Source organism: Microcoleus sp. T3_A4 (genome assembly GCF_036700465.1).
Taxonomy (GTDB): Bacteria; Cyanobacteriota; Cyanobacteriia; order Cyanobacteriales; family Microcoleaceae; genus Microcoleus.
This window is the reverse complement of the sequence record NZ_JAUBOY010000064.1, coordinates 12,483-34,430: the sequence shown is the minus strand read 5'-3', so window position 1 is coordinate 34,430 and position 21,948 is coordinate 12,483. Positions and strand designations below refer to the sequence as shown.

The following is a 21,948-nucleotide window of genomic DNA, read 5'->3' as shown; positions in this document are numbered from 1 at the left end:
TTCTTCCTTCTTCCTTCTTCCTTCTTCCTTCTTCCTTCTTCCTTCTTCCTTCTTCCTTCTTCCTTCTTCCTTCGGCTATAAAAAATGGGGCGAGCCCGAAGCCCGCCCCACCAAAAATTATGCTGCTGCTATTAACCCAACAGCGCCTGAGCCTTAGCTACCACATTATCAACGGTGTAACCAAACTTTTCTAAAGCAACGGGGCCCGGTGCAGAAGCGCCGAATCTGTCGATGCTGAGGCTATCGCCTTCAGAACCCAAATAACGTCCCCAGCCGAAGCTAGAACCTGCTTCAACTGCCAACCGCTTAGTAACAGCTTTCGGCAGTACAGATTCACGGTAAGCGGCATCTTGTAAGTCGAACAATTCCCAGCAAGGCATCGAAACTACGCGCACTTTATTACCTGCAGCGCGCAATTTTTCAGCGGCATCAACGCAGAGGTAGGTTTCGCCACCGGTGCCGATTAAAATGATGTCGGGAGTGCCACCGTCGTCGGACAAAATGTAAGCGCCTTTGGCTGTTCCTTCGATCGAGCTTCCAGCCAAGTTAGGCAAGTTTTGGCGCGACAAAGCCATTAAAGTTGGGCGGGTGCGGCTTTCAACTGCCACTTTGTAAGCGCCGGATGTTTCATTACCATCCGCAGGGCGCATTACCAACAAATCGGGAATTACTCGCAGAGAAGCGATGGTTTCCACGGGTTGGTGAGTGGGGCCGTCTTCGCCCAAGGCTACGGAGTCGTGAGTCATTACGTAAATAACTCCAGCTTCCGAGAGTGCAGAGAGGCGAATTGCTCCCCGCATATAGTCAGCAAATACCAAGAAAGTGGCGCAGTAAGGAATTAAACCACCGTGCAACAGCATACCGTTGGCGATCGCACCCATGCCGTGTTCCCGCACACCAAAGCGCAGGTTACGTCCTTCGTACTGACCTTTTTGGAAGTCTTTTTCACCCTTGAGCAAAGTCATGTTAGAAGATGCCAAGTCAGCGGAACCGCCGATTAGTTCAGGTAACACACTTGCCAAAGCATTCAAACATTTTCCAGAATGATTCCGAGTCGAATCGGCCTTATCTTCTGCCTTGTATGTCGGCAAAACTTTATCCCAACCTTCGGGAAGTTTGCCGGCCACTGTGCGCTCATATTCTGCTGCTTCTGCAGGATATGCTGCTTTATAAGCATCAAAAGCTTTCTGCCATTCTTGCTCAGATTGAGCGCCACGTTCGACTGCTTTGCGGAAGTGTGACAAAGCATCATCAGGAATCTCAAACGGTGCGTGTTCCCACTTCAAGAAATCGCGAGTTGCTTGCACTTCATCGCTACCCAAAGCAGCGCCGTGAGCACTGTAAGAATTGCGCTTGTTTGGAGAACCGTAACCAATGATGGTACGGACTTTAATCATGGACGGTTTGTCCGTGACTTTTTTGGCTTCTTCAATAGCTTTGTGAACTGCTTCTAGGTTAGTATCTTCGTCTAGAGCGGTATTGTCTACTGTAATAACGTGCCAATTGTAAGCTTCAAAACGCTTGCCGACATCTTCAGTAAAGGCCAAGCTGGTGTCGCCTTCAATAGAAATGTGATTGTCATCGTACAAGGCAATTAATTTGCCGAGTCCGAGGTGTCCGGCCAAAGAACAAGCTTCGCCAGAAACGCCTTCCATGTGGCAGCCGTCACCCATGATGACATAGGTGTAGTGGTCAACAATAGTGTGGTCGGGCTTGTTAAACTTAGCAGCGAGGTGAGCTTCTGCCATTGCCAAACCGACGGCATTAGCAATTCCTTGTCCGAGGGGGCCGGTGGTAACTTCTACGCCTTCGGTGACAAAGTTTTCGGGGTGTCCGGGGGTTTTGGATTCCCACTGACGAAATTGCTTGATGTCGTCGAGGGTGACGCTATCGTAGCCGGCCAAGTACATGAGGGCGTACTGTAGCATACAGCCGTGGCCAGCGGAGAGGACGAAGCGATCGCGATTAAACCACTTGGGGTTTTTGGGGTTGAACCGCATGAACCGATCCCACAGCACGAAGGCCATAGGGGCAGCGCCCATCGGCAGTCCCGGGTGTCCTGATTTTGCTTTTTCTACCGCATCGATGGCCAAAAAGCGGATAGAGTTGATGCAGAGTTCTTCGAGTGATTGCGTTGCAACAGCCATAATTCTGGTTTTTATATGTACTAAGAGAGAGTGTGTGTGGTCGATTCTGACAGAGGTGCGATGAGCCGAGTTCGATCGCTCGCGTTTCTGCTGTTCAGTTTCTATGGAACTGCCGTGAGGCTGCACTACATATCATCTCACCTGTTGCGATCGACAGACAACTTAATTTTTTAATGTTTCGGTCGCTTTGTGCAGTTGACAGTTGACAGTTGACAGTTGACAGTTGACAGTTGACAGATTTTAGCTGTAGGGTGCGTCGCCATTGACAATCCTCAAGAAAGAGCGACAATCTCATAGCGACGCACCTGTTCTTTTCAAGGGCGAGCGTAAACAAACCCAACATTTTTGTAGCATCAAGCTTTTTTATATATGGTATTATTTGGCAAATTGCCTCTCAAAGTCGCCCAGTTATGATAGAGTTTGGTGTTTCTGACATCTTGCAGCTTTGTCAGGAACAGGCAAGATGCCTGTTCCACAAAGAGTGAATTTTCTTGTGGGGCGTTGCTTTGAGCAAAGCTCGATCGCACGATCGCCAGAATAGTGCAAGATGTCAGATATTTGTAATTTTAATCAGGCAATAACTAATGACTCTCAGTGAAGCCGAAGTCCGCAGTCAAAAAGTAGACGAACTGCGATCGCAAGGCATAGAACCGTATCCCAGTGAATCCTACGCGCGATCGCACACAGCCAAGCTTGTTCGCGAAATATTTAGTCAGCCGGGAAAAGAACTCGAAAACGGACAAAGTGACCCCGAAGAAATTTCCCTGCGATTAGCCGGCCGCATTACTTCCAAGCGAGACAGCGGCAAAATTGGTTTCATCGATTTAAAAGACGCCACAGACAAAATTCAACTCAAAATCGAGAAAGCAATCGTCACCGGCGAAGTCGGTTTGAGCTTTGAACAAATTAAAAAATTGCTCGATGTCGGCGATTTTGTCGGCGTCGAAGGTATCGGCTGCCGCACCCCCAGGGGAGAACTTTCTATTTTAGTGAGGGAATTAAAGCTTTTATCAAAAGCTACCATTCAATTTCCCGATTCTTATTACGGAATTAACGACCCCGAAGTTTGCCGCCGTCACCGCGAAATGGATTTGGCAAGCAACCAAGATGCGCTCAACCGTTTTATGCTTCGCAGCCGCATCGTTCAAAGCATCCGTTCCTATCTCTGGCAAGCCAATTTTTACGAAATAGAAACGCCCACACTGCAAGCTATTTACGGCGGTGCTGCTGCTAAGCCATTCATCACTCACCACAATGCTTTAGAGGTGGATTTGTATTTGCGAGTGGCTCCAGAATTATTCTTAAAAAGAGCAATTTGCGGCGGTTTCGAGCGAGTATTTGAACTAGGGAAAGCATTTAGAAATGAGGGCATTGACAGCACCCACAATCCAGAGTTTACCTCTTTAGAAGTTTACCAAGCTTATGCTGATGTTTTCGACATTTTAGGAGTTGTCGAAGACGTGATATGTTTCGCAGCAGCGGCGGTATTTGGGGATGTCAAGGAAATTGAAAATCAGGGAGAAACTATTAGTTTAGAACGCAAGTTCGACTACAGCGAAAAATATCCCGGTTTCAGCGGCAAACACTGGCAAGTGAAAACGATGGTAGAAGCTGTCAGAGACGAGTTTGGGCTGGATTTTGACAGTTTGGACTTGGAAAGTGCGATCGCCGCTGTAAGCAAACTAGAATTGCACTTGTCTAAGTTAGAACAACAGAGTTTAGGCTACGTGCTGTACGCGGTTTTTGACAAATTAGTTGTTCCTAAACTAATTCAACCTACATTCATCATCGACTATCCTGTCGAAGTCAGTCCCTTAGCAAAAGGACATCGCAGCAAGCCGGGATTTGTAGAACGTTTCGAGCTATTTATCAACGGTACAGAATACTCGAACGGCTTCTCAGAATTGAACGATCCCAAGGAGCAAAGAAAGCGGTTTGAGGAACAGTTGGCGCAGAAAAATGCGGGCGATGACGAAGCGCATCCAATGGATGAAGACTTTATTCAAGCTTTATCTTTGGGAATGCCTAATTGTGCGGGAATGGGTATCGGGGTAGACAGATTGGTGATGCTTTTAACTAATACTCAAAGCATTCGCGATGCAGTGATGTTCCCGACAATGCGGCCGGTCAAAGATTCGTAAATTTTTGTAGGGGCGGGTTTTACCAACAATATCTAACTCAAACAAACAGTCTCTATAAACCCGCCCCACCAGCACAGATAACCTACATCAACCTTGATGTTTATTTAATGCGGAAAATGTGCATTTTGATGGCGGGTTGGGAGGGGGCGGGTTTATATAGATTGTCAATTATTGACAGGTATTTTGGGTGAACTCGCCCCTACAAGCATCAGTTTCAAGAATTTAAGATCACCGCATAAACGAACCGACAACACCGTTCATATCCTCAGCCAAAGGATTTCCCAAAGCCTTAAACTTCCACTCGCCGCCTTCTCGATAAACTTCTCCCATCAACATATTTAATTTTCCTTCATAAGATGGGTCATTTGACAATCGATAGCGAGCGATTTCTTTGCCGGCGGCATCTACAGCTCTCACGAAAGCATTTTGTACCAGGCCGAAATGCTGTTTTCTCTCTTTTCCATCGTAAATATTTACGCCCAAAATAATTTTGTGATATTCTGCTGGCAAAGAACTCAGTTTCACCACTATTTGTTCGTCGTCTCCCTCTCCCTCCCCCGTGAGATTGTCGCCTGAGTGAACAACTGTTTTGTCCTTTGACTCCAAATGAGAGTAATAAATTACATCTTCTTTGTAGTTCTTTATTTTGCCATTTTCTCCCAGCAGCATAGCGTAGGAATCTAAGTCAAAATTTGCACCACTGCTTCGCCCGAAAAGACCTTTTTTAGCTTGTGCAACATCCCAGCCCAAACCCATTGTCAGTTTGGACAAGTCGTATTCGCTTTTGCTGAGAACTATTGATTGTCCTTTGGTTAAGTTGATAGCCATAGTTTTGTGATTTTGTAATGTTTCGAGTGAAGTTGAATGATTGCCCTAAGCTAGCATTTTGTGGGCATGAAAACGCTGTTTCTAGGGTAAGAGATTTTTGATTCGTGCTGATTTTACCCAATGCGGATATTCTGCAGTCAACAAATCGTATAATTCCTCATCTGCAATATGCTCCGGGTCTTCTAAACTGAAGAAATCGGCGTTGTCTAGGTAGCGCGAGCCCATTTGGTCAAGCTGTTCTAAAAAGCTAAAATCGCTCGCTACGGATCTTGCTAACCACCCGCGAACTCCCTTACTTTTGACATCTTTCTGCGACTTGCCAATTGCCATAAACTGCCAAAATATCGGCTCATAGGACGACCATTGTAGCTGCTGCTTGCTTTCCGATTCGTCCGCTGTTTCTCCATCAGTTACAAACATGACGTAGACAGGTCGATCGCCTTTAATAGGTGCGTAGCGCCTGCTACCGCGAGCGTCAGGAAAATAGAAGTTTCTAATTTCCTTCATCACTTTACCGTAGTAAGTACCTCCTTCTAAAGGATACTGTTGCAGTATATGGTGGATGAAGTTTGAGAAATTGTCGATCGACATTTCACCGGGATTGTGGGGGTTGACTCCAAACAGAAATATCTCTATCGCTGCGTTGTCATCAAACCGACATCCCAAAGCCAAAATCTTCTCTGCCAAACGCTGAATTTTTCCTGAACTGTACAGCGAAGACATGGAACCAGAAATATCGAGGCAAAGCGCTACTTGAGCATTGTGATTTGTTAGATTTGCCTTCTTGAGCGAGATATCGGCTTTCTTAGCGAGATTGAAAATGTGCGGCGCTTTCTCCTCAAGCTTTTTGTCTAATGCTATAGCTTTCTGACTTTTGTGGCTATGTTCAGGAATAGGTAAATTAGGCAGTTCTACTGTACGTTGTGCTGGTTTTTCTGGCAGTTGAATCTCAGAATTATACTTGTCAACAAAACTCTGCAACCCTGCTTTATATCCTTGCCCTACGGCCTGAAATCTCCAAGCTGCATCTTTTTTATACAACCGTCCAAACTCGACTGCTGTTTCATCAGAAAAACCTTCTGTTAAATCATACCGCGCTAGTTCGCTGTCGGTTTGGCGATCGTACAATCGGATAAAAGCATTTCTGATTTGGCTAAAATTTTGATGTTTAGCTTGTGCGTCGTGAATCGTGACCACAAAAACCATTTCCTCAACAGCAGCCGTTACTTTTTCTAAGTCTACATAAATTGTCTCGTCATCCCCTTGAGTTTGACCAGTTTGATTATCTCCCGAATGGGCGATCGCTCCGTCCGGCGACTGCGAGTTATTGTAAAATACAAAGTATCTTTCATCGGGAATCTTGCCGTCCGCACCTAACGCAAAAACAGAGGCATCGATATCGCAGCTTTGCTGGTTTGGGTTGGATAAATCTTGTTGAGTTGCTATTTCCCATCCCAGGGCGATCGCAACTTTTGTTAAACTGGGAGATGTTTTAGAAAGATTAAATCTTTCGCCCTTCTTTAATTGAATTCCCATCTGGTTTGTCACCTCATGAGTCTGATTGCTGAAAATCGAGGGAAACATTCCTGCTTCCGAATTTCCCCTCGATTTATTTAGCTAGGAGCGATCGACCTTTTATGCGGCATACTTATCTACAAAGCTTTGCAAGCCGGAATTGTAGCCTTGTCCTACAGCTTGGAACCTCCACTCACCGTCTTTCTTGTAAAGCCTGCCAAACTCTACCGCTGTCTCCCTAGAAAAATCCTCGTCCAAATCGTACTTAGTTACCTCTGTGTTAGTAGTAGTGTCGTAAATCCTAATAAAAGCATTCCGCACTTGACCAAAGTTTTGCCTTCTCGATTCTGCTTCGTGGATAGTCACCACAAACACAATTTCTTGCACTGCCGGATCGACTTTGGTTAAATCGACTGTAACGGTTTCATCATCGCCAAATCCTTCTCCGGTTCGGCTATCTCCCAGATGTATTACAGAAGTGTCCGGCGACTCCTTGTTGTTGTAGAAAACAAAGTATTTTTCGCCGGGAATTTTGCCAGTAGCCCCCAACATAAACACGGAAGCATCTAAGTCAAATGCTGCGCCTGTGTCTGTAATATTGGTATCCCATCCCAAACCAATCCCGGCATTTTTTAGCCCCGGTGCTTCTTTAGAGAGATTGATTCTCCCGCCTTTTTCCAAATTGATAGACATTCGCCCTCCTATTCACAACATCACTGGCGTTACTACTAGCAATTATATCAAGTGTTATAGTAAGTTGACAATTTGCTTTTGGTACTCGTCCTCTGTGATTAGTTCGTGGGTACTTTCCACTCTGTCTAAAAACACGATTCCATCTAAATGGTCGTGTTCGTGTTGAAAAATTCGGGCCACAAAGTCTGTCAATTCTTGTCGGTGGAGTTTGCCGTCTCTACTGGTGTATTCTATCTCGATCACCCTACTTCTCGGCACCAATCCCCGAATACCCGGAATGCTCAAACAGCCTTCCCAGTCTTTGACTGTCTCTGTTGATGCAGCCACAATCCGGGGATTAATCATCGCTGTGGGTTCCATGTGGGGTGCTTGGGGATACCGCAGGTTGGGGCGCGATGCGACGATGAACAGACGATCGGACTGAGCCGCTTGAGGGGCAGCAATCCCCACTCCGTTTGCCTGCTGTACTGTACAGATTAAGCTGTCAATCAACTCTTGAATGCGATCGTCCTTAATATTCTCGACAACTTGCGACGGGCGGCGCAGTACGGGATTTCCTAATTGTGAGATTTGTAATATTTCTGCCATATTAATTAGTCCTTGGTAATTGCTAATTGCTAATTGGTAACAACTGTCAACCGTCAACTGTCAACTGCCAACTGTCAACTGCCAACTGCCAACTGCCAACTGCCAACTGATTATCCAACTTTTTGAACCGGCAAACTCCCCGGTTTAACAGTCAAATTAACTATTTGCCCGTTACGGTTGATTTCCATTTGCAACAGCCCGCCCACCTTAGCATTTTGCACGAACTCCTGAACAGCTTCCGACTGAATAATCGGCTGATTGTTAATTTTTTGAATCACATCTCCAGCCCGCAAGCCTGCTGCTGCTGCGGGAGAATTAGGAACAACGCTAACAATAGCCACACCCCGATCGACTGCAACTCGCAGGCTGCTGGTAGCATTGCTGTTAATTTGCTCCTTAACCTCTGGATTCAGCGTCGCCATTTCAATTCCCAAATAAGCGTGTTCGACTTTCCCCGTCGTAATCAGTTCCTTCGCCACCTGTTGGGCCGCCTGAATGGGAATCGCAAAGCCCAATCCTTGAGCACCTTGAATAATCGCCGTATTCATGCCAATAACTTGGCCCGAAGCATTCAGCAGCGGGCCACCAGAATTCCCTGGATTAATCGCAGCGTCTGTTTGAATAAAACCGATCCGCTTGTCGGGTACGCCCACATCAGAACTCGATCGCCCCGTAGCGCTAATAATCCCCGCAGTTACGGAATTGTCCAAACCCAAAGGATTGCCGATCGCGATCGCCCATTCCCCAGGCAACAGCTTATCCGAATTGCCGATCGCCACCACAGGCACATTATTGGCTTCAATCTTCACCACAGCCACATCCGTCACCTTATCCGCCCCCAACACCCGCCCCTGATAGCTGCGGCCGTCCTTAAGAGTTACATTTACCGTATCGGCTCCCTCTACAACGTGAGCGTTAGTGAGAATCACGCCGTCGGCACCGATGACAAAACCCGAACCAGTGCCCCGTTCGATCCCGCCCCGGCCGCCCGAATTCGGTTCTATGCCAAAAAAATCTTCCGGCGACAGCCCTCTATTTCCCGGTTTCACCCGCCGCGAAGCATCGATCCGAACCACTGCCGGGCCAACTTTTGCCACCGCAGCCACAATAAAATTCACATTAGCCGCGTCGCCCGCCAACGAAGCCGGCGGCAAGACTTTGCTAGCTTGATCCTTTGTATTACGAGGCAGTTGCAATTTGGGTTCCAGCGCCCTTTGTCGCGAATCGCCAGAATTTGCACCAAATTGAGAAACCGTCAGACGATCGCCCAACATGGCGGCCCCGGCTCCCGTTACCAGCAGCAATATGTAAATTGCCGGTTGCTTCCAAAATTTGCCAGTAGAACTCTTCATGGCCATGTTTTAAGGCTTTCCTGCCAAATCTAAATATTTGCTGAACAGCTCCCCGATACCTGGTTTGGGCTGCAGAGCCGCAAAATTTTCGGCGATGGCGTCCCGCCCCGCAAGCTACCGCAGACTCCCTTAAACTTTAGCATCTGACGACTAAACTCTCTAGAGTAGAATTAATATCTTGAATGCCGATCGGCAGAGGTGAGCAGTGGACATTCCCCTCGAAAGTCTGTGGAATCAGATACTTGAACGTCTCCAGGTACAACTGAGCAGACCTAGCTTTGAGACGTGGATCAAAACTGCTAGGGCCGAACAACTCGAAAATAACTGTTTGATCGTCAGCGCCCCCAACCCCTTTGCTCGCAATTGGTTGCAAAAATATTACAGAGAAATCCTTGCCGATGCAGTCGCAGAAATTCTGGGCTATCCCGTAGACATTTACTTGACAATTGCCGGGGGAAACGAAACAGGCGGCAGCAGCGACTCGGCCATAATTTGGCCCTCCCCCATCGCGGATGTCCCGGAAAGCCACTCGCTTCACCCCCCCAAACCCGCCAATTTAAACCCCAAATACCTATTTTCCCGCTTTGTCGTCGGTTCTAACAACCGCATGGCTCACGCGGCCTCCCTCGCGGTAGCCGAGTCTCCGGGCCGAGAATTCAATCCCCTATTTTTGTGCGGTGGCGTTGGTTTGGGCAAAACTCATTTGATGCAGGCGATCGGTCATTATCGCTTGGAAATTGACCCCAACGCCAAGATTTTTTACGTTTCTACTGAGAAATTTACTAACGATTTAATCGCCGCCATTCGCAAAGACAGTATGCAAACTTTCCGCGACCATTATCGGGCAGCCGATGTTTTATTAATAGATGACATCCAATTTATTGAAGGGAAAGAATACACTCAAGAAGAATTTTTTCACACTTTTAATACTTTGCACGAAGCCGGGAATCAAGTAGTTTTAGCTTCCGATCGCCCGCCGCAGCAAATCCCCCGCCTGCAAGAGCGTTTGTGTTCCCGATTTTCGATGGGATTAATTGCCGACATTCAATTGCCAGACTTGGAAACTCGGATGGCAATTTTGCAGAAAAAAGCTGAGTATGAAAATATGCGGCTGCCGCGAGATGTGATTGAATACATTGCTTCTAGTTACACTTCCAACGTTCGGGAATTAGAAGGTGCTTTGATTCGGGCGGTAGCATATCTTTCAATTACCGGTTTGCCGATGACTGTGGAAAATATCGCCCCGGTTTTGAATCCGCAAACTGAAAGTGTAGAGGCAACGCCAGATGCAGTAATTGCAGTTGTGGCTGAGGAGTTTGATGTTTCTGTTGAAGATTTGAAAGGTATTTCCCGCAGGCGAGAAATTAGTCTCGCACGTCAAATAGGGATGTATTTAATTCGGCAGCATACTGGTTTGAGTTTGCCGAAAGTTGGAGAAGTGTTCGGTGGCAAAGATCACACGACTGTGCTTTACAGTTGCGACAAAATTGCTCAGTTGCGGAACACTGACCCGAATTTGGCCCAAACTTTGCGTCAGTTGAGCGATCGAATTAACGCTGTCAGCCGCAAAACTTGAGAAGAAGTCAGTTGTCAGTTGTCAGTTGTCAGTTGTCAGTTGTCGGTTGACAGTTGTCAGTTGTCAGTTGTCAGTTGTCAGTTGTCATCAGTCAACGCCGTCAACAGTCAACAGTCAACAGTCAACAATTCCCATTCCCAATTCCCAATGCCCCATAATAGACAATCTTGCCTGTGGAAAAACCTGTGGAAAAGTTCCCCTCCGTTTGTGGAAAACTTTACTCGATCGCCCAAAACAGTTTTTGCACAAAAATAAGCGGGCGATCGACCGCAACAGCTTTTCCACAAGTTTTCCACAGGGATTTATTACCTAGAGGTTATGCCCAGCCAGCAGTTAGCTTTTTTTTCCACAGTTTCCACAGGGCGATCGATACAAAAATAATTCAATAAATTAAAAAAAACTGGTGATCCCTACACACCCTACACACATAGTTCGCGACGCGGGCTGACCTCAGAAACCCGGTTTCTACGAAGATTTCTCGTTTTTACAGGCAAAATTTTGCGTAGAAACCGGCAATAAGCGCCCCATACTTAACCCCTACACACAGAAAAACCGACCCGCCGGCTTTCTGTGATACGATTTGTTTCTGTTTCAAATCCGGTTAATTAACCTTCCTACCATGAAATTGGTTTGCACCCAAAGTGACCTCAACGCCAACCTCTCGTTGGTAAGTCGGGCCGTTCCCTCCCGCCCGACACATCCGGTACTCGCCAACGTGCTCTTAGTAGCGGATGAGGAAAATCAGCGGGTTAGCTTGACAGCTTTCGATCTCAGTTTGGGCATTCGCACCAGCTTCGCAGCAGAAGTAACAGGCGGCGGCAGTTTTACCATACCCGCTAAATTACTCAACGATATTGTTTCGAGACTCCCAGATGGAGAGATTACTTTAGAAGACGAAGCGGGGGACACCGTAGCATATCTCACTTGCAGTTCTGGCAGCTACCAAGTTAGAGGCATGGGCCCGGAAGAATTCCCAGAATTGCCTGCAATAGAAGGCGGAACAATCCTCAAATTGCCACCGGAAGCCTTGATAGAAGGACTCAAAGGAACTTTATTTGCTACTAGCCCCGACGAGGCAAAACAGGTACTTGCAGGCGTGCATTTAAAGGTATTGCAAGATTGCCTGGAATTTGCAGCTACAGACGGTCACAGATTGGCAGTAGTTCAAACTGCCAATGAAAAACCTGAAGGCGAAGAAACCCAAGAAGAATTTGAGGTGACAGTCCCCGCTAAAGCATTGCGCGAAGTAGAAAGAATGCTGGTGATGCGGCAGTGGACTGAACCTGTCACCCTGCATTTTGAACACGGTCAAGTAGTGTTTGAATGGGCAGATCAGCGGCTGACCACCCGCACCTTGGAAGGGCAATATCCCGCATATCGGCAGTTGATTCCGCCGTCTTTTGAGCGGCAAATTACCTTAGAAAGGCGATCGTTCTTAGCAGCAGTAGAAAGAATAGCCGTTTTTGCAGACCAAAAAAACAATATTCTCAAATGCAGCATCGACGAGGAGAATCAGGAAATTACTTTGTCTGTAGATGCTAAAGATGTCGGCTGTGGCAAAGAGTCAATGCCCGCACAGATTTCGGGAGATAGCATAGATATTGCTTTCAACGTGAAATACTTAATTGACATTTTGAAAACTGCTCAATCCCCCGAAATTCAACTGCAATTAAACGGTGCTTTAGCCCCCGTAATTTTTCAGCCATTAGGCGGAGTCAATGCCACATTCTTGGTGATGCCAGTTCAGCTAAGAGCATAAAAAGAGTCAGTAGTCAACAGTCAACAGTCAACAGTCAACAATCACCGATGCTGCAACCGGAATTGATCTAATTCATCTGCGTTAATCGGTGTTAATCTGCCCTCATGTGCGGTAAAAAAAAAGAGAACTTCTGAACCGCAGATGACAAGGGATTGACGCTGATTCACGCAGATAAAGAGAAGGAGTAGAGAGATAGAAATAATTCCGATGCTAATAGATTTGAGATGAGTTATTGCTTCAAATCCATGGCAACAAAATTTCAAATTCAGTACCTGTACCGGGCGTAGAATGCAAATTTAACTTGCCTTTATGCTTTTCCGTAACAATTTGATGGGTAATTGCCAACCCCAAACCGGTACCTTTCCCCGCAGGTTTAGTGGTGAAAAATGTCTCAAAAATCCGCCGTTGAATTTCTGGCGGAATTCCCGGCCCGTTATCGGCAATTCTGATGGCTATCCAAGCGTTATTTTGATTTTTTTCGGCTGCTTCGGGGCTAAAGCCGCCGTTTTGGCTGGCGGATGATAGCTGTTTGGCATTTTGTCGATCGCCCATAACATAATTTTGAATTAATTCCGAATTCACGCAGTCTCCGTCAGAACTGTCTATTACCTCGGTTTCAATAGTAATCACAGGCATAAAATCTTTTTCTGCTTTTACCTCTTCCAAAGCGTCGATCGCATTGCTGATGATATTCATAAATACCTGGCTCAACTGACCAGAGTAACACTTGACTAAAGGCAAATCACCATAGTTTTTAACTACATTAAACCCGTACTTCAGACGGTTTTTCATAATTAGCAGCGTACTGTCAATACATTCGTGGATGTTAGCTTGCTTCAAGTGGGTTTCGTCCATGTGAGAAAAGGTGTGCAGGCTGGTGACGAGTTCGGTCAGCCTCTGCGATGAAACTTTCATACTTTTAAGAATTTCCACCCAATCTTCTTGCAAAAAATCAAATTCTATGTTTTTTTTGAGTTGGTCAATTTTTTCGCTGTCACCCACAATCTGTTCGTAAGCAGACAGCAACTCCATGATATCTTTCGAGTAGTTGGACAAAAATCCTAGATTTCCGCTGATGCAGGTGACGGGATTTCTAATTTCGTGGGCGACTCCAGCTACCATCTGCCCCAAACTGGCTAGTTTTTCGGTTTGAATTAGTTGAGATTGAGTTTGCTGCCTCAGCAATTTTGTTGCGAGTTCATGAATGTTGGATTGGGCTACTAACAGTTCATGCACATCTAGCAAACTATAGGTTTGAGGCGACACTTGAACCACAATCGGTTCATAAAGCAGTTCTTTCGATCGCAACAGCGACTTCCTGGCTGCATCCACGATTAAAGTATTGCTGGAAAAAATTAAACTCTCAGTTTCGGCAAAGCGGTACAAAGCCCTCACAGGTCGCTTTAAAAATAATTCTCGCCCAAAAGGACGGCTGATAAATTCTAAAAATCTCCGCCGGGAAATCATACCGGCAAATTCACCTTGATGGGTGACAATGACTCCCGGTAACAGCGGATTAGCTTCTAACATCTGAGAAATTCGCATTCCCCAATCCGTAGCTTCTACCTGAAAATCGTAAAGCGACAATTGTTGGAGAGTAGAGTCTAAACAAAGTTCTCCTAGGTCAGCCTCGGAGATGGGTTGGACGGGTCTTTCTACGCAGGAGGTATTCAACATAAATTTATCAGCACGCTTTTTTGGGTTCTATTTGCCAGCAGACATTCAGCTACCAAAGCTCAGCAGGTGAGTTGCTGAGTGTTTTGACCGGCATCCCCCTGGCAAACTGCATTTTAAATTACACAAAAAACTGACTGTAGCAAGGAAAATTTTACCACTTAAAGTATTAGGCAAGATTGAGGATCACCGAGATAAATGCGCCCTGGTAATTATACCTGACTTTATTTTATACTGACTTGAGCGGTATTAACGCTTGTTTCGACTATTTAACTATTCATTAATCTTAATTAATCGTCTTAACCTTTTGTTAATAAATTATTAGGCTGAGAAATATAATTGATTGATAATAGAAGAAAATGGGAATTGCCCGATCGCCCACGCCATGCACACGTCAGCAGACAAGTTAAAAGCCCAAATTGGAGCGATCGCGTCCCTGAGTTTTAGCTCCCTAATGCCGATGGCGTCGGGCCATCGCCCCTGCTAGGGCATTTGAGGCGATTTCATCCCATCTCCCCGATCCGGTACTTGCAACCCCCCGTAACGCTCAGCCAGCGACACACCTGCCAGTGCGTCCCCTATAGGTTTGTAGTGAAAACTAAAGTCATCGCTACAAACCAATTTTGTAGCGATCGTTATATAAAACAGTTAGCCTCGCCCGCAATCTGTAAAATCTGCCTTGGCATATGTTCTAAAATCAATTATTCTTAACCGAAATATCCATCAAATCCGCGACGGTTGGCATAGTCAATTATTGATTGGCTGTACGAGGCGGATATGAATAAAAATCCAGCCAAATTCCAACAGTTTTAACCAGTCGAAATCATTCCATGTCTTAGCATTGATTAAATGAGAAGGTCTACAAATCCTAGCAAAAAAAAGACCAAAAACAATTAACTCGATCTTAACTTAGTGCTAGGCTTTGGTATGATCTACAAGGAGTTCCACCAAAGACGTATAGCTAAATAGCAATCTACCAGTAGGTGATCGATGCAACCCGCCCTGACAAATCAGTTAAATAATGCTTTCACCCTGTTTCTCAGCTTGTTAGTAGAAGCAATACCTTTTCTGCTGCTCGGAGTTTTATTTTCAGGTTTGCTGCTGGGGTTTGTAGACGAACGCAAACTCGTATCGCGCATCCCACAAAACCCGCTGCTGGCGGCTTTGATGGGCAGTTCGATTGGCTTTTTGTTTCCCGTGTGCGAGTGCGGTAACGTGCCCGTAGCCCGCAGGTTACTGATGCAGGGAGTGCCCGCACCCGCCGCGATCGGCTTTTTGCTCGCAGCCCCCACCATCAACCCCGTGGTAATTTGGGCGACTTGGACGGCATTTCGCGATCAGCCAGAAATTGTAGTTTTGCGGGTGGTATTTTCTCTGTCTATAGCCACAATTATCGGCTGGGTGTTCAGCGCCCAAAAAGACTTGCGGCCTCTGCTGCACCCGTCTGTAGCCCGCGCTATTCCCCTCCCAAAACCAGAGTTTTCCAAAAAAGAACTCGTCGAAGCCAACACTCCGCTGCTGTTGCAGTCGGGAACATTTATGCTCGGTCAGCCGGGGGGTGCGGTGCCGATCGAATCTTTGCTACAAGACGACTGGCAGCCATTACCAACAGGCAAAACAGAAAAAACCTCGAAACGTTCCTCGATGTTCCACCCTGTTTCTAAAGAGCGTCTGCGCCTGCTTTTAGATACTATGGTACAGGAGTTGCGGGAATTGGGAGGAGTGTTGGTGATCGGAAGTGCGATCGCAGCAATCATTCAAGTGGGCGCCCCCCGCGAACTAATTCTCAACCTCGGCCAAGGCCCCGTTTCCTCGATTATAGCCATGCTGATCTTAGGCGCAGTCGTGTCGATTTGTTCTACAGTAGATGCCTTTTTTGCCCTGGCTTTTGCTTCCACATTTACCAGCGGTTCGCTGTTAGCATTTCTCGTTTTTGGCCCGATGATTGACCTCAAAGGCATCGGTTTAATGCTGTCAATTTTTAAAGGTAGATCCGTCCTTTACTTAATTGTGTTGGCAGCTCAGTTAACCTTTTTAATGACCCTCGCTGTCAACTTGCATTTAGGTTAATAAATTAGCTCAAACAGACCACTAATACGATTTTAGATTTTCAATGACCTTGCTCCACGACACGGAAGTCACGGATATACGGATAGGTGTTTTTTCTTTTCCCTCTTCCCTCTTGTTTCCCAATCACTATTAAAAAATGAATCTTAAAAAAATTAGCCCTTGGCTGGACGCCCTAGCTATATTAGCCTGGGGAATACTGCTGCTTAAATATTGGATCACCGGCAAATTAAGCATTCTCATTCACCCCAATTACTTTGGCTTGACTCTAGCAGGAGGAATCGGCTTATTGGTTATTGGCGGTTTAAAAAGTTGGGAACTCTTAAAGCTCGATCGCACCACAAAGCAATCGCGGACATCAACAGCAAATAACTCTCTCAGAATCACAGAAGTTGAACACGTTACTTTGTTTCCCCCCAGTATCGGCAGCACCTTAATGTTGGGCGTCGCATTAATAGGTTTACTAACAACGCCACGCACCTTTACCAGCCAGACAGCATTAGAACGAGGCCTCACCGAATCCCTGCCCATCACCAGACTGCAACCCCAAGAATTTCGCAATACTACAAAACCCGAACAGCGATCGCTCGTCGAATGGGTGCGGCTGTTAAATTTCAACCCCGAACCGGATACATACAGAGGTCAAAAAGTCAAAGTTCAAGGATTTGTAATTCACCCCCCTAACCTAACAGAACAATATATGTGGATTGGGCGTTTTATCATTACCTGCTGCGCGGCAGACGCCTATCCGATCGGGTTGCCGGTAAAATTACTGATCGGTCAAAGCCGCACCACCTTTTCCCCAGACACTTGGCTAGAAATAGAAGGAGAAACGATCGTAGAAGAACTCCAAGGCAAGCGCAAATTAATCATTCAAGCATCCTCCCTCACACCAATTCCCGCACCCAAAAACCCTTATGATTATTAGATGTTGAGTAAGAATCAGATGAAATTTTACCTTGATTGCGAGATGGAAAGTCCAGACCCAATCTCCGTATACAGATCAAGATACGGTAAAGTCAGCTATAAAAGTGGCAGTATCCTCCTCTAGGAGTTGCAAATAACAAATTCAGCAACTACACTCGTAATTAGGAAATAAATTCTGAGTATATGTCATCAGAAAAAAAATTAGCTATCAAAGGTGCTGCCTGGACGATCGCCAGTTATGCAAGCAGTCAAATTATCCGATTTGGCAGTAACTTAATCCTGACGCGTCTGCTTTTACCCGAATTATTTGGTCTAGTAGGTCTAACCTACGTTTTTATAACAGGGATCAACTTATTTACAGACATAGGTTTGGGCCCAAGTATCATCCAGAACAAACGGGGGGAAGATCCTCAATTTCTCAACACCGCTTGGACACTGCAAGTTCTTCGCAGCTTGTTCATTTGGATTGGTTTGGTTATAATTACCCAGCCCGTTGCGAGTTTTTATGAAGAGCCCCGTCTTCTGTGGTTGATTCCAATCATAGGTATAAATTCCGTACTAGGAGGGTTTAAATCTACTGCCACAGCCAGCCTAGAACGCAAAATGGCAGTGAAGAAAGTAGTAATTTTTGAGTTGGGCATACAGATTGTTTCTACAACAGTGATGATTGTCTGGGCATGGTTCGATCGCAGCATCTGGGCGATCATCGTCGGTGGCTTTACTGGAGCTTTCATGGAGTTAGTATGGAGCCATTTTTTGATTCCAGGCAAGTCAAACCGCTTTGCTTGGGATAAAGAAGCAGCTAAAGAAATATTTTCTTATGGAAAATGGATATTTTTGTCTACGGCTTTGTTTTTCTTGTGTTCTCAAGCCGATCGACTGATCCTAGGGAAAATATTTACTTTAACAATGTTGGGCATTTACGGCATCGCTTTTACCCTGGGGGATATGCCGCGCCAAGTCATCATCGCCATTAGCGGCCGGGTGATTTTTCCATCGATTTCTATGCTGGCAGAGTTGCCGCGGGAGGAGTTGCGCGCGAAGATACTCAAGAACCGCAAGCTAATTCTAATACCATTAGCCGTAGGTTTAGCAATTTTTGTGATCTTTGGAGATCAGTTAATTTTAACACTGTATCGGAAAGAGTATGAGGCTGCATCTTGGATGATGCCAATCTTGGCGTTAGGTATCTGGCACACCACCCTCCACAATATCATGGGTTCTTGTCTGTTAGCCGTAGGAAAGTCTCAGTACCCAGCTATAGGCAATCTGCTGACTTTTGTGAATCTATGTATAAGTATACCGCTGGGATACTACTTAAAAGGTAATTTAGGTGCCGTGATTGCTGTAGCTCTCGGTGACCTTCCTACCTATGCAGTAACTAACTACGGTTTGTGGAAAGAAGGACTAACTTGTTTTTGGCAGGATATTCAATTAACAGGGCTGTTTGTAGTGGTTCTGGCCACTCTACTTTGGTGTAGAGTCGCTTTGGATTTGGGTCTGCCAATCGATAAAATATCACCGATGGATTTAGTTCCAATCAATCAACTATTTCAGTAAACAAAAAGGAGATTGTCTCTATGTCAGCCGAACAAAATACAAGAAGCAAAGTAATGCACTTTATGTTCTTACAAATGGCTCTTTTACAAGAAATATCGCGAGTGGCAACAAGGTATAGTAAACTGATGTTTTTTTATCAAAAAAATCGGATTATAAATTTGTTCAAAGAAAACGAACATCCCGAAAAAAAACGCCCCAAAGTCTTTGTGGCTGTCCCACACATTACATCAGTTGAAGAATCTAACAATCCCGAAAAAGCCACAGCAAAAATAGAGAGACTCAGGCACACAATAGATGGACTGTTAACGACTTTTGCTCATTGCGACCTGACAATTACTATCCAAACTCTACCGAACAGGCACGTTACAGCCTACTTACCTGAATATCAAATTAAGTGCATTCAGATCCAAGAAAGCCCTGAATGCGACCCCATGTTTGTAGGGTTTAGACTTCAGGAAGAATTTGTCGAAAGAGTAGAAAAATTTGACTGGTTTTTATTCATAGAAGATGACATTGTTTTGTACGATGCATTCGTTCTAGAAAAATTAGAAAGTTTTAACCGGCAAAGCGGGTATGAGAATGCTATTCTTTACCCACACCGTTTTGAAATGTATCAAGGAACCAAGAGATACATTGATTTGACAATAGATGATCAACTATCGTGGAATCAACTATCTAGTGTAGAGATAGAAACTGTAAAATTTGCTGAGTGTACCAATCCTCATTCAGGATTTTACTGTTTGTCAAAAAGCCAGATGAAAGAGTGGATAAAATCAGGTCGCATCTTCAAAAATCAAGTAGTGAAGGTCGGGCCTTTAGAAAGTGCAGCAACTTTTTGTATTTTGGAATGTTTCTCGATATATAAGCCTCACCCGTCAAACTTAAACTATTTTGAGATCAGGCATTACGATAGCAAATATTCTAAGCTATATCCCGAACCGGAATCGCCGTATACACTGTCAGCAGTTAATAATAGTTCCCACACACCAATCGTCAAAAGGCTTCGTGAAAGGGATCTAAGTAGTAGTCATGATTATTAGTAGGATGGGTAGAGCGCAAGCGTTACCCCTCAACCTATTAAATAATTAGCGATTTGAGATGTGAGATTAAATTAAAAATCTACAATCTCAAACAGTGTTGGACGCAAGTGGTATAATTGTAGGGTGCTCTACTGTCCTCAAAGCCTCTCTTTATCGAGCAATTTTTAGCTCGGAGGCAGCCTAAAAGGTAAAATCTCAAATTTCGCATCTCCACTCGGTTGATACTGTTGGAAGTGCCGCAGACTCCACGGATTTAAGCTCGTGAGTTTAGTTCAGTCCTGGAGGCACACACACTTTCAAAAACCGAGTTTTTTACCAACATATTTCGTTGCAGCCCTTTTTGCTGGTAAAAAAAACCGTTTCAGGGGGTCGGGAGTACGCCCAAGACAGTAAAATTTAAGAGGGAAAATTTGGCAGTTGATTTTCAGCAGAAAGTAGGAGAGAAAGATTTGTGAGTATTTTTAAGAAAAAAATTAATCCTTCACCCTTCGCTATTCTGCCATTCCAACAGCCGATCGACCGCACGGCGATCGTCCTCATGCTAGTGCTGAGCTTCTTAATAGGGCTGCTGCTGCTGAGCGGCGATCGCACAGCACCCAGAGTGCGAGAATTTACCTGGGAAAACAAACAAATCGGCGCCGAAGATACCGGCTTTATCCTCACCTTCTTCCGGCCGATGAACCAGTCCACCGTCGAGGAAAACTTAAAGCTAGAACCCCCCCTTCCCGGTAAATTTAGTTGGGCTGGAAGACGCATGGCTTACACCCTCAAAGATCCAGCACCCTACGGCGTTACCTACACAGTCAAACTCGCCGGAGCAACCGACAAGTATTTCGGAGAAAAAAACCAAAATAAAGGAACGCTAATGCAACCGTTTAGCAGTTCCTTTCGCAGCCGCGATCGAGCTTTTGCTTACATCGGCGTCCAAGGCGAAACAGAAAGCAGATTAATGCTAGTCAATCTCACCAGCAGCGACTCAAAACCGATACCGCTGACTCCCAAAGATTTAGTCGTTACCGATTTTAAACCGTATCCTGAGAGCGATCGCATTTTATTCTCCGCCACAGATCGATCGATCGCCCGTACTCGCGGCACTCTAAATCAAGAACTCTTCACAGTCACCACCGGCCTCAACCCCCAATCGGGTTCAGGAACTCAACAACAATACCCAGCCGGTAGAATCGACAAAATCTTAGACTCCAAAGATTACCAAAACCTCAAATTCGACCTCTCAGCCGACGGCAAAATCATAGTTGTCCAGCGCGTCAACCGTCGCAATCCCGGCGATTTCAGTCCTTGGATTGTGGAAGAAAAAGTGGCGCCCAGACCCTTAGAAAATGAACAAGGTGGAGATTTTATGATTCGCCCCGACAGCAAATCGATGGTAATCTCTCAAAAACAAGGATTAGCGATCGTCCCCCTCAAACCGGAAGCAGACCCAGTAGAATTTTTGCCAAAATACGAACAAGTATTGGGCATGGCCCGCGACAACTCTGCCGCCGCCTATGTTAAATACAACAGCGACTTTACTCGATCGCTTTTCATCTTAGATAACCAAGGTGTAGAACAAGAAATATTGCGTATTCCCGGCAGCATTATGGCTGTTTATTTCGATCCCCGCAAAAACGAAGACAACCAAGTTCAGCGTCTCTACTGTTTGTTAGCCCAACGCCTCAAAACAGAAAGCTACAAAGAACAGCCTTTCATTGCCACCATCGACATCAAAAAAGAGGGTACTCGTTTGGTAGGAACCATCAAACCGCTGCTGATTTTGCCCAACCAATTAGATACCCAAATCAGTTTATCTCCCGACGGGCTGGCATTAATTTTCGACCAATCAGTCACAGCAGCAACTCCCTCCGTAGCAGACAGTCCCCGCAACGATAGTGGACAGTCGATCGCCACCAGCCGCCTCTGGCTGCTACCCTTAGTAGAAATACCCGCAGACGGTTCTCGCGCAAAAGTACAGCCAGAAGAACTTCCCTTTGCCGGCTATCACCCCCGCTGGCTACCATAAATCAATTTGAGATTTGAGAACGCACTGCTGACTAATGACTGGTGACTAATCTAAAATCTAAAAT

At 45.6% G+C, this 21,948-nt stretch carries 18 protein-coding genes; 11 read left to right on the top strand and 7 right to left on the bottom strand.

The features are described 5' to 3' along the window. Window positions 1-131: 131 nt before the first annotated feature. Entirely contained in the window at window positions 132-2,147 is a 2,016-nt protein-coding gene (gene tkt / locus QUA07_RS26500) for a transketolase (protein ID WP_333331265.1), read from the bottom strand. A 36-nt stretch (window positions 2,148-2,183) separates the two neighbouring features. Between tkt and QUA07_RS26495 the strand changes: the two genes are divergently transcribed. Beyond that, window positions 2,184-2,321 (top strand): hypothetical protein, encoded by a 138-nt coding sequence (locus tag QUA07_RS26495; RefSeq protein WP_190734883.1) that lies wholly within the window; start codon window positions 2,184-2,186, stop codon window positions 2,319-2,321. Window positions 2,322-2,731: 410 nt separating this feature from the next. Next, window positions 2,732-4,288, top strand: coding sequence for a lysine--tRNA ligase (gene lysS / locus QUA07_RS26490; protein ID WP_333331262.1), 1,557 nt, complete (start codon window positions 2,732-2,734; stop codon window positions 4,286-4,288). A 228-nt stretch (window positions 4,289-4,516) separates the two neighbouring features. Here lysS and QUA07_RS26485 read toward each other — a convergent pair whose 3' ends face one another. The 5 genes from QUA07_RS26485 to QUA07_RS26465 all read right to left on the bottom strand — a co-directional run bounded on the left by QUA07_RS26485 (window position 4,517) and on the right by QUA07_RS26465 (window position 9,264). After that, the gene (locus tag QUA07_RS26485) at window positions 4,517-5,116 is read right to left on the bottom strand and encodes a TerD family protein (protein WP_333331259.1); all 600 of its coding nucleotides are present in this window, start codon (window positions 5,114-5,116) and stop codon (window positions 4,517-4,519) included. 81 nt (window positions 5,117-5,197) lie between these two features. After that, window positions 5,198-6,652, bottom strand: coding sequence for a TerD family protein (locus QUA07_RS26480; protein ID WP_333331256.1), 1,455 nt, complete (start codon window positions 6,650-6,652; stop codon window positions 5,198-5,200). Between the two features lie 99 nt (window positions 6,653-6,751). Further along, window positions 6,752-7,324, bottom strand: a complete 573-nt coding sequence (locus QUA07_RS26475; RefSeq protein WP_333081185.1) for a TerD family protein — start codon at window positions 7,322-7,324, stop codon at window positions 6,752-6,754. Window positions 7,325-7,378: 54 nt separating this feature from the next. Further along, complete coding sequence (def, locus tag QUA07_RS26470; protein WP_333331253.1) at window positions 7,379-7,912, bottom strand: peptide deformylase; 534 nt, start codon at window positions 7,910-7,912, stop codon at window positions 7,379-7,381. A gap of 110 nt (window positions 7,913-8,022) precedes the next feature. After that, window positions 8,023-9,264: an HhoA/HhoB/HtrA family serine endopeptidase gene (locus QUA07_RS26465; RefSeq protein ID WP_333331250.1), complete on the bottom strand. Its 1,242-nt coding sequence runs from the start codon at window positions 9,262-9,264 to the stop codon at window positions 8,023-8,025. Window positions 9,265-9,469: 205 nt separating this feature from the next. On the opposite strand from QUA07_RS26465, the gene dnaA reads away from it, so the two are divergent. From dnaA to dnaN, 3 genes are all read left to right on the top strand, one after another. Further along, a complete protein-coding gene (dnaA, locus tag QUA07_RS26460) occupies window positions 9,470-10,840 on the top strand; it encodes a chromosomal replication initiator protein DnaA (RefSeq protein ID WP_333331247.1) in 1,371 nt (456 codons plus the stop codon). Window positions 10,841-10,865: 25 nt separating this feature from the next. Further along, entirely contained in the window at window positions 10,866-11,153 is a 288-nt protein-coding gene (locus QUA07_RS26455) for a hypothetical protein (protein ID WP_333331244.1), read from the top strand. A 306-nt stretch (window positions 11,154-11,459) separates the two neighbouring features. Further along, complete coding sequence (gene dnaN, locus QUA07_RS26450; RefSeq protein ID WP_333081191.1) at window positions 11,460-12,599, top strand: DNA polymerase III subunit beta; 1,140 nt, start codon at window positions 11,460-11,462, stop codon at window positions 12,597-12,599. Between the two features lie 237 nt (window positions 12,600-12,836). Here dnaN and QUA07_RS26445 read toward each other — a convergent pair whose 3' ends face one another. Then, window positions 12,837-14,276, bottom strand: coding sequence for an ATP-binding protein (locus tag QUA07_RS26445; protein WP_333331241.1), 1,440 nt, complete (start codon window positions 14,274-14,276; stop codon window positions 12,837-12,839). 340 nt (window positions 14,277-14,616) lie between these two features. Here QUA07_RS26445 and QUA07_RS26440 point away from each other — a divergent pair, with 340 nt between their 5' ends. The 6 genes from QUA07_RS26440 to QUA07_RS26415 all read left to right on the top strand — a co-directional run bounded on the left by QUA07_RS26440 (window position 14,617) and on the right by QUA07_RS26415 (window position 21,884). Beyond that, window positions 14,617-14,760 carry a hypothetical protein gene (locus QUA07_RS26440; protein WP_333081195.1) on the top strand — a complete coding sequence of 48 codons (144 nt, stop codon included), beginning with the start codon at window positions 14,617-14,619 and terminating at the stop codon, window positions 14,758-14,760. Between the two features lie 503 nt (window positions 14,761-15,263). Continuing rightward, window positions 15,264-16,343 (top strand): permease, encoded by a 1,080-nt coding sequence (locus QUA07_RS26435; protein WP_333331238.1) that lies wholly within the window; start codon window positions 15,264-15,266, stop codon window positions 16,341-16,343. Window positions 16,344-16,479: 136 nt separating this feature from the next. Beyond that, complete coding sequence (locus tag QUA07_RS26430; RefSeq protein ID WP_333331235.1) at window positions 16,480-17,268, top strand: TIGR03943 family putative permease subunit; 789 nt, start codon at window positions 16,480-16,482, stop codon at window positions 17,266-17,268. A gap of 182 nt (window positions 17,269-17,450) precedes the next feature. Then, window positions 17,451-18,827, top strand: a complete 1,377-nt coding sequence (locus tag QUA07_RS26425) for an oligosaccharide flippase family protein (RefSeq protein WP_333081199.1) — start codon at window positions 17,451-17,453, stop codon at window positions 18,825-18,827. A gap of 20 nt (window positions 18,828-18,847) precedes the next feature. Next, on the top strand, window positions 18,848-19,867 hold the full coding sequence (locus tag QUA07_RS26420) for a hypothetical protein (RefSeq protein WP_333331232.1): 1,020 nt from the start codon (window positions 18,848-18,850) through the stop codon (window positions 19,865-19,867). 451 nt (window positions 19,868-20,318) lie between these two features. Then, window positions 20,319-21,884: a hypothetical protein gene (locus QUA07_RS26415; RefSeq protein WP_333331230.1), complete on the top strand. Its 1,566-nt coding sequence runs from the start codon at window positions 20,319-20,321 to the stop codon at window positions 21,882-21,884. The last annotated feature ends 64 nt before the right edge of the window (window positions 21,885-21,948 follow it).

Bases quoted from the DNA above. Each gene is read 5' to 3' on its own strand.
- tkt (WP_333331265.1), bottom strand. From the start codon at position 2,147: ATGGCTGTTGCAACGCAATCACTCGAAGAACTCTGCATCAACTCTATC.
- lysS (WP_333331262.1), top strand. From the start codon at position 2,732: ATGACTCTCAGTGAAGCCGAAGTCCGCAGTCAAAAAGTAGACGAACTG.
- QUA07_RS26485 (WP_333331259.1), bottom strand. From the start codon at position 5,116: ATGGCTATCAACTTAACCAAAGGACAATCAATAGTTCTCAGCAAAAGC.
- QUA07_RS26480 (WP_333331256.1), bottom strand. From the start codon at position 6,652: ATGGGAATTCAATTAAAGAAGGGCGAAAGATTTAATCTTTCTAAAACA.
- QUA07_RS26475 (WP_333081185.1), bottom strand. From the start codon at position 7,324: ATGTCTATCAATTTGGAAAAAGGCGGGAGAATCAATCTCTCTAAAGAA.
- def (WP_333331253.1), bottom strand. From the start codon at position 7,912: ATGGCAGAAATATTACAAATCTCACAATTAGGAAATCCCGTACTGCGC.
- QUA07_RS26465 (WP_333331250.1), bottom strand. From the start codon at position 9,264: ATGAAGAGTTCTACTGGCAAATTTTGGAAGCAACCGGCAATTTACATA.
- dnaN (WP_333081191.1), top strand. From the start codon at position 11,460: ATGAAATTGGTTTGCACCCAAAGTGACCTCAACGCCAACCTCTCGTTG.
- QUA07_RS26445 (WP_333331241.1), bottom strand. From the start codon at position 14,276: ATGTTGAATACCTCCTGCGTAGAAAGACCCGTCCAACCCATCTCCGAG.
- QUA07_RS26435 (WP_333331238.1), top strand. From the start codon at position 15,264: ATGCAACCCGCCCTGACAAATCAGTTAAATAATGCTTTCACCCTGTTT.
- QUA07_RS26430 (WP_333331235.1), top strand. From the start codon at position 16,480: ATGAATCTTAAAAAAATTAGCCCTTGGCTGGACGCCCTAGCTATATTA.
- QUA07_RS26425 (WP_333081199.1), top strand. From the start codon at position 17,451: ATGTCATCAGAAAAAAAATTAGCTATCAAAGGTGCTGCCTGGACGATC.
- QUA07_RS26420 (WP_333331232.1), top strand. From the start codon at position 18,848: ATGTCAGCCGAACAAAATACAAGAAGCAAAGTAATGCACTTTATGTTC.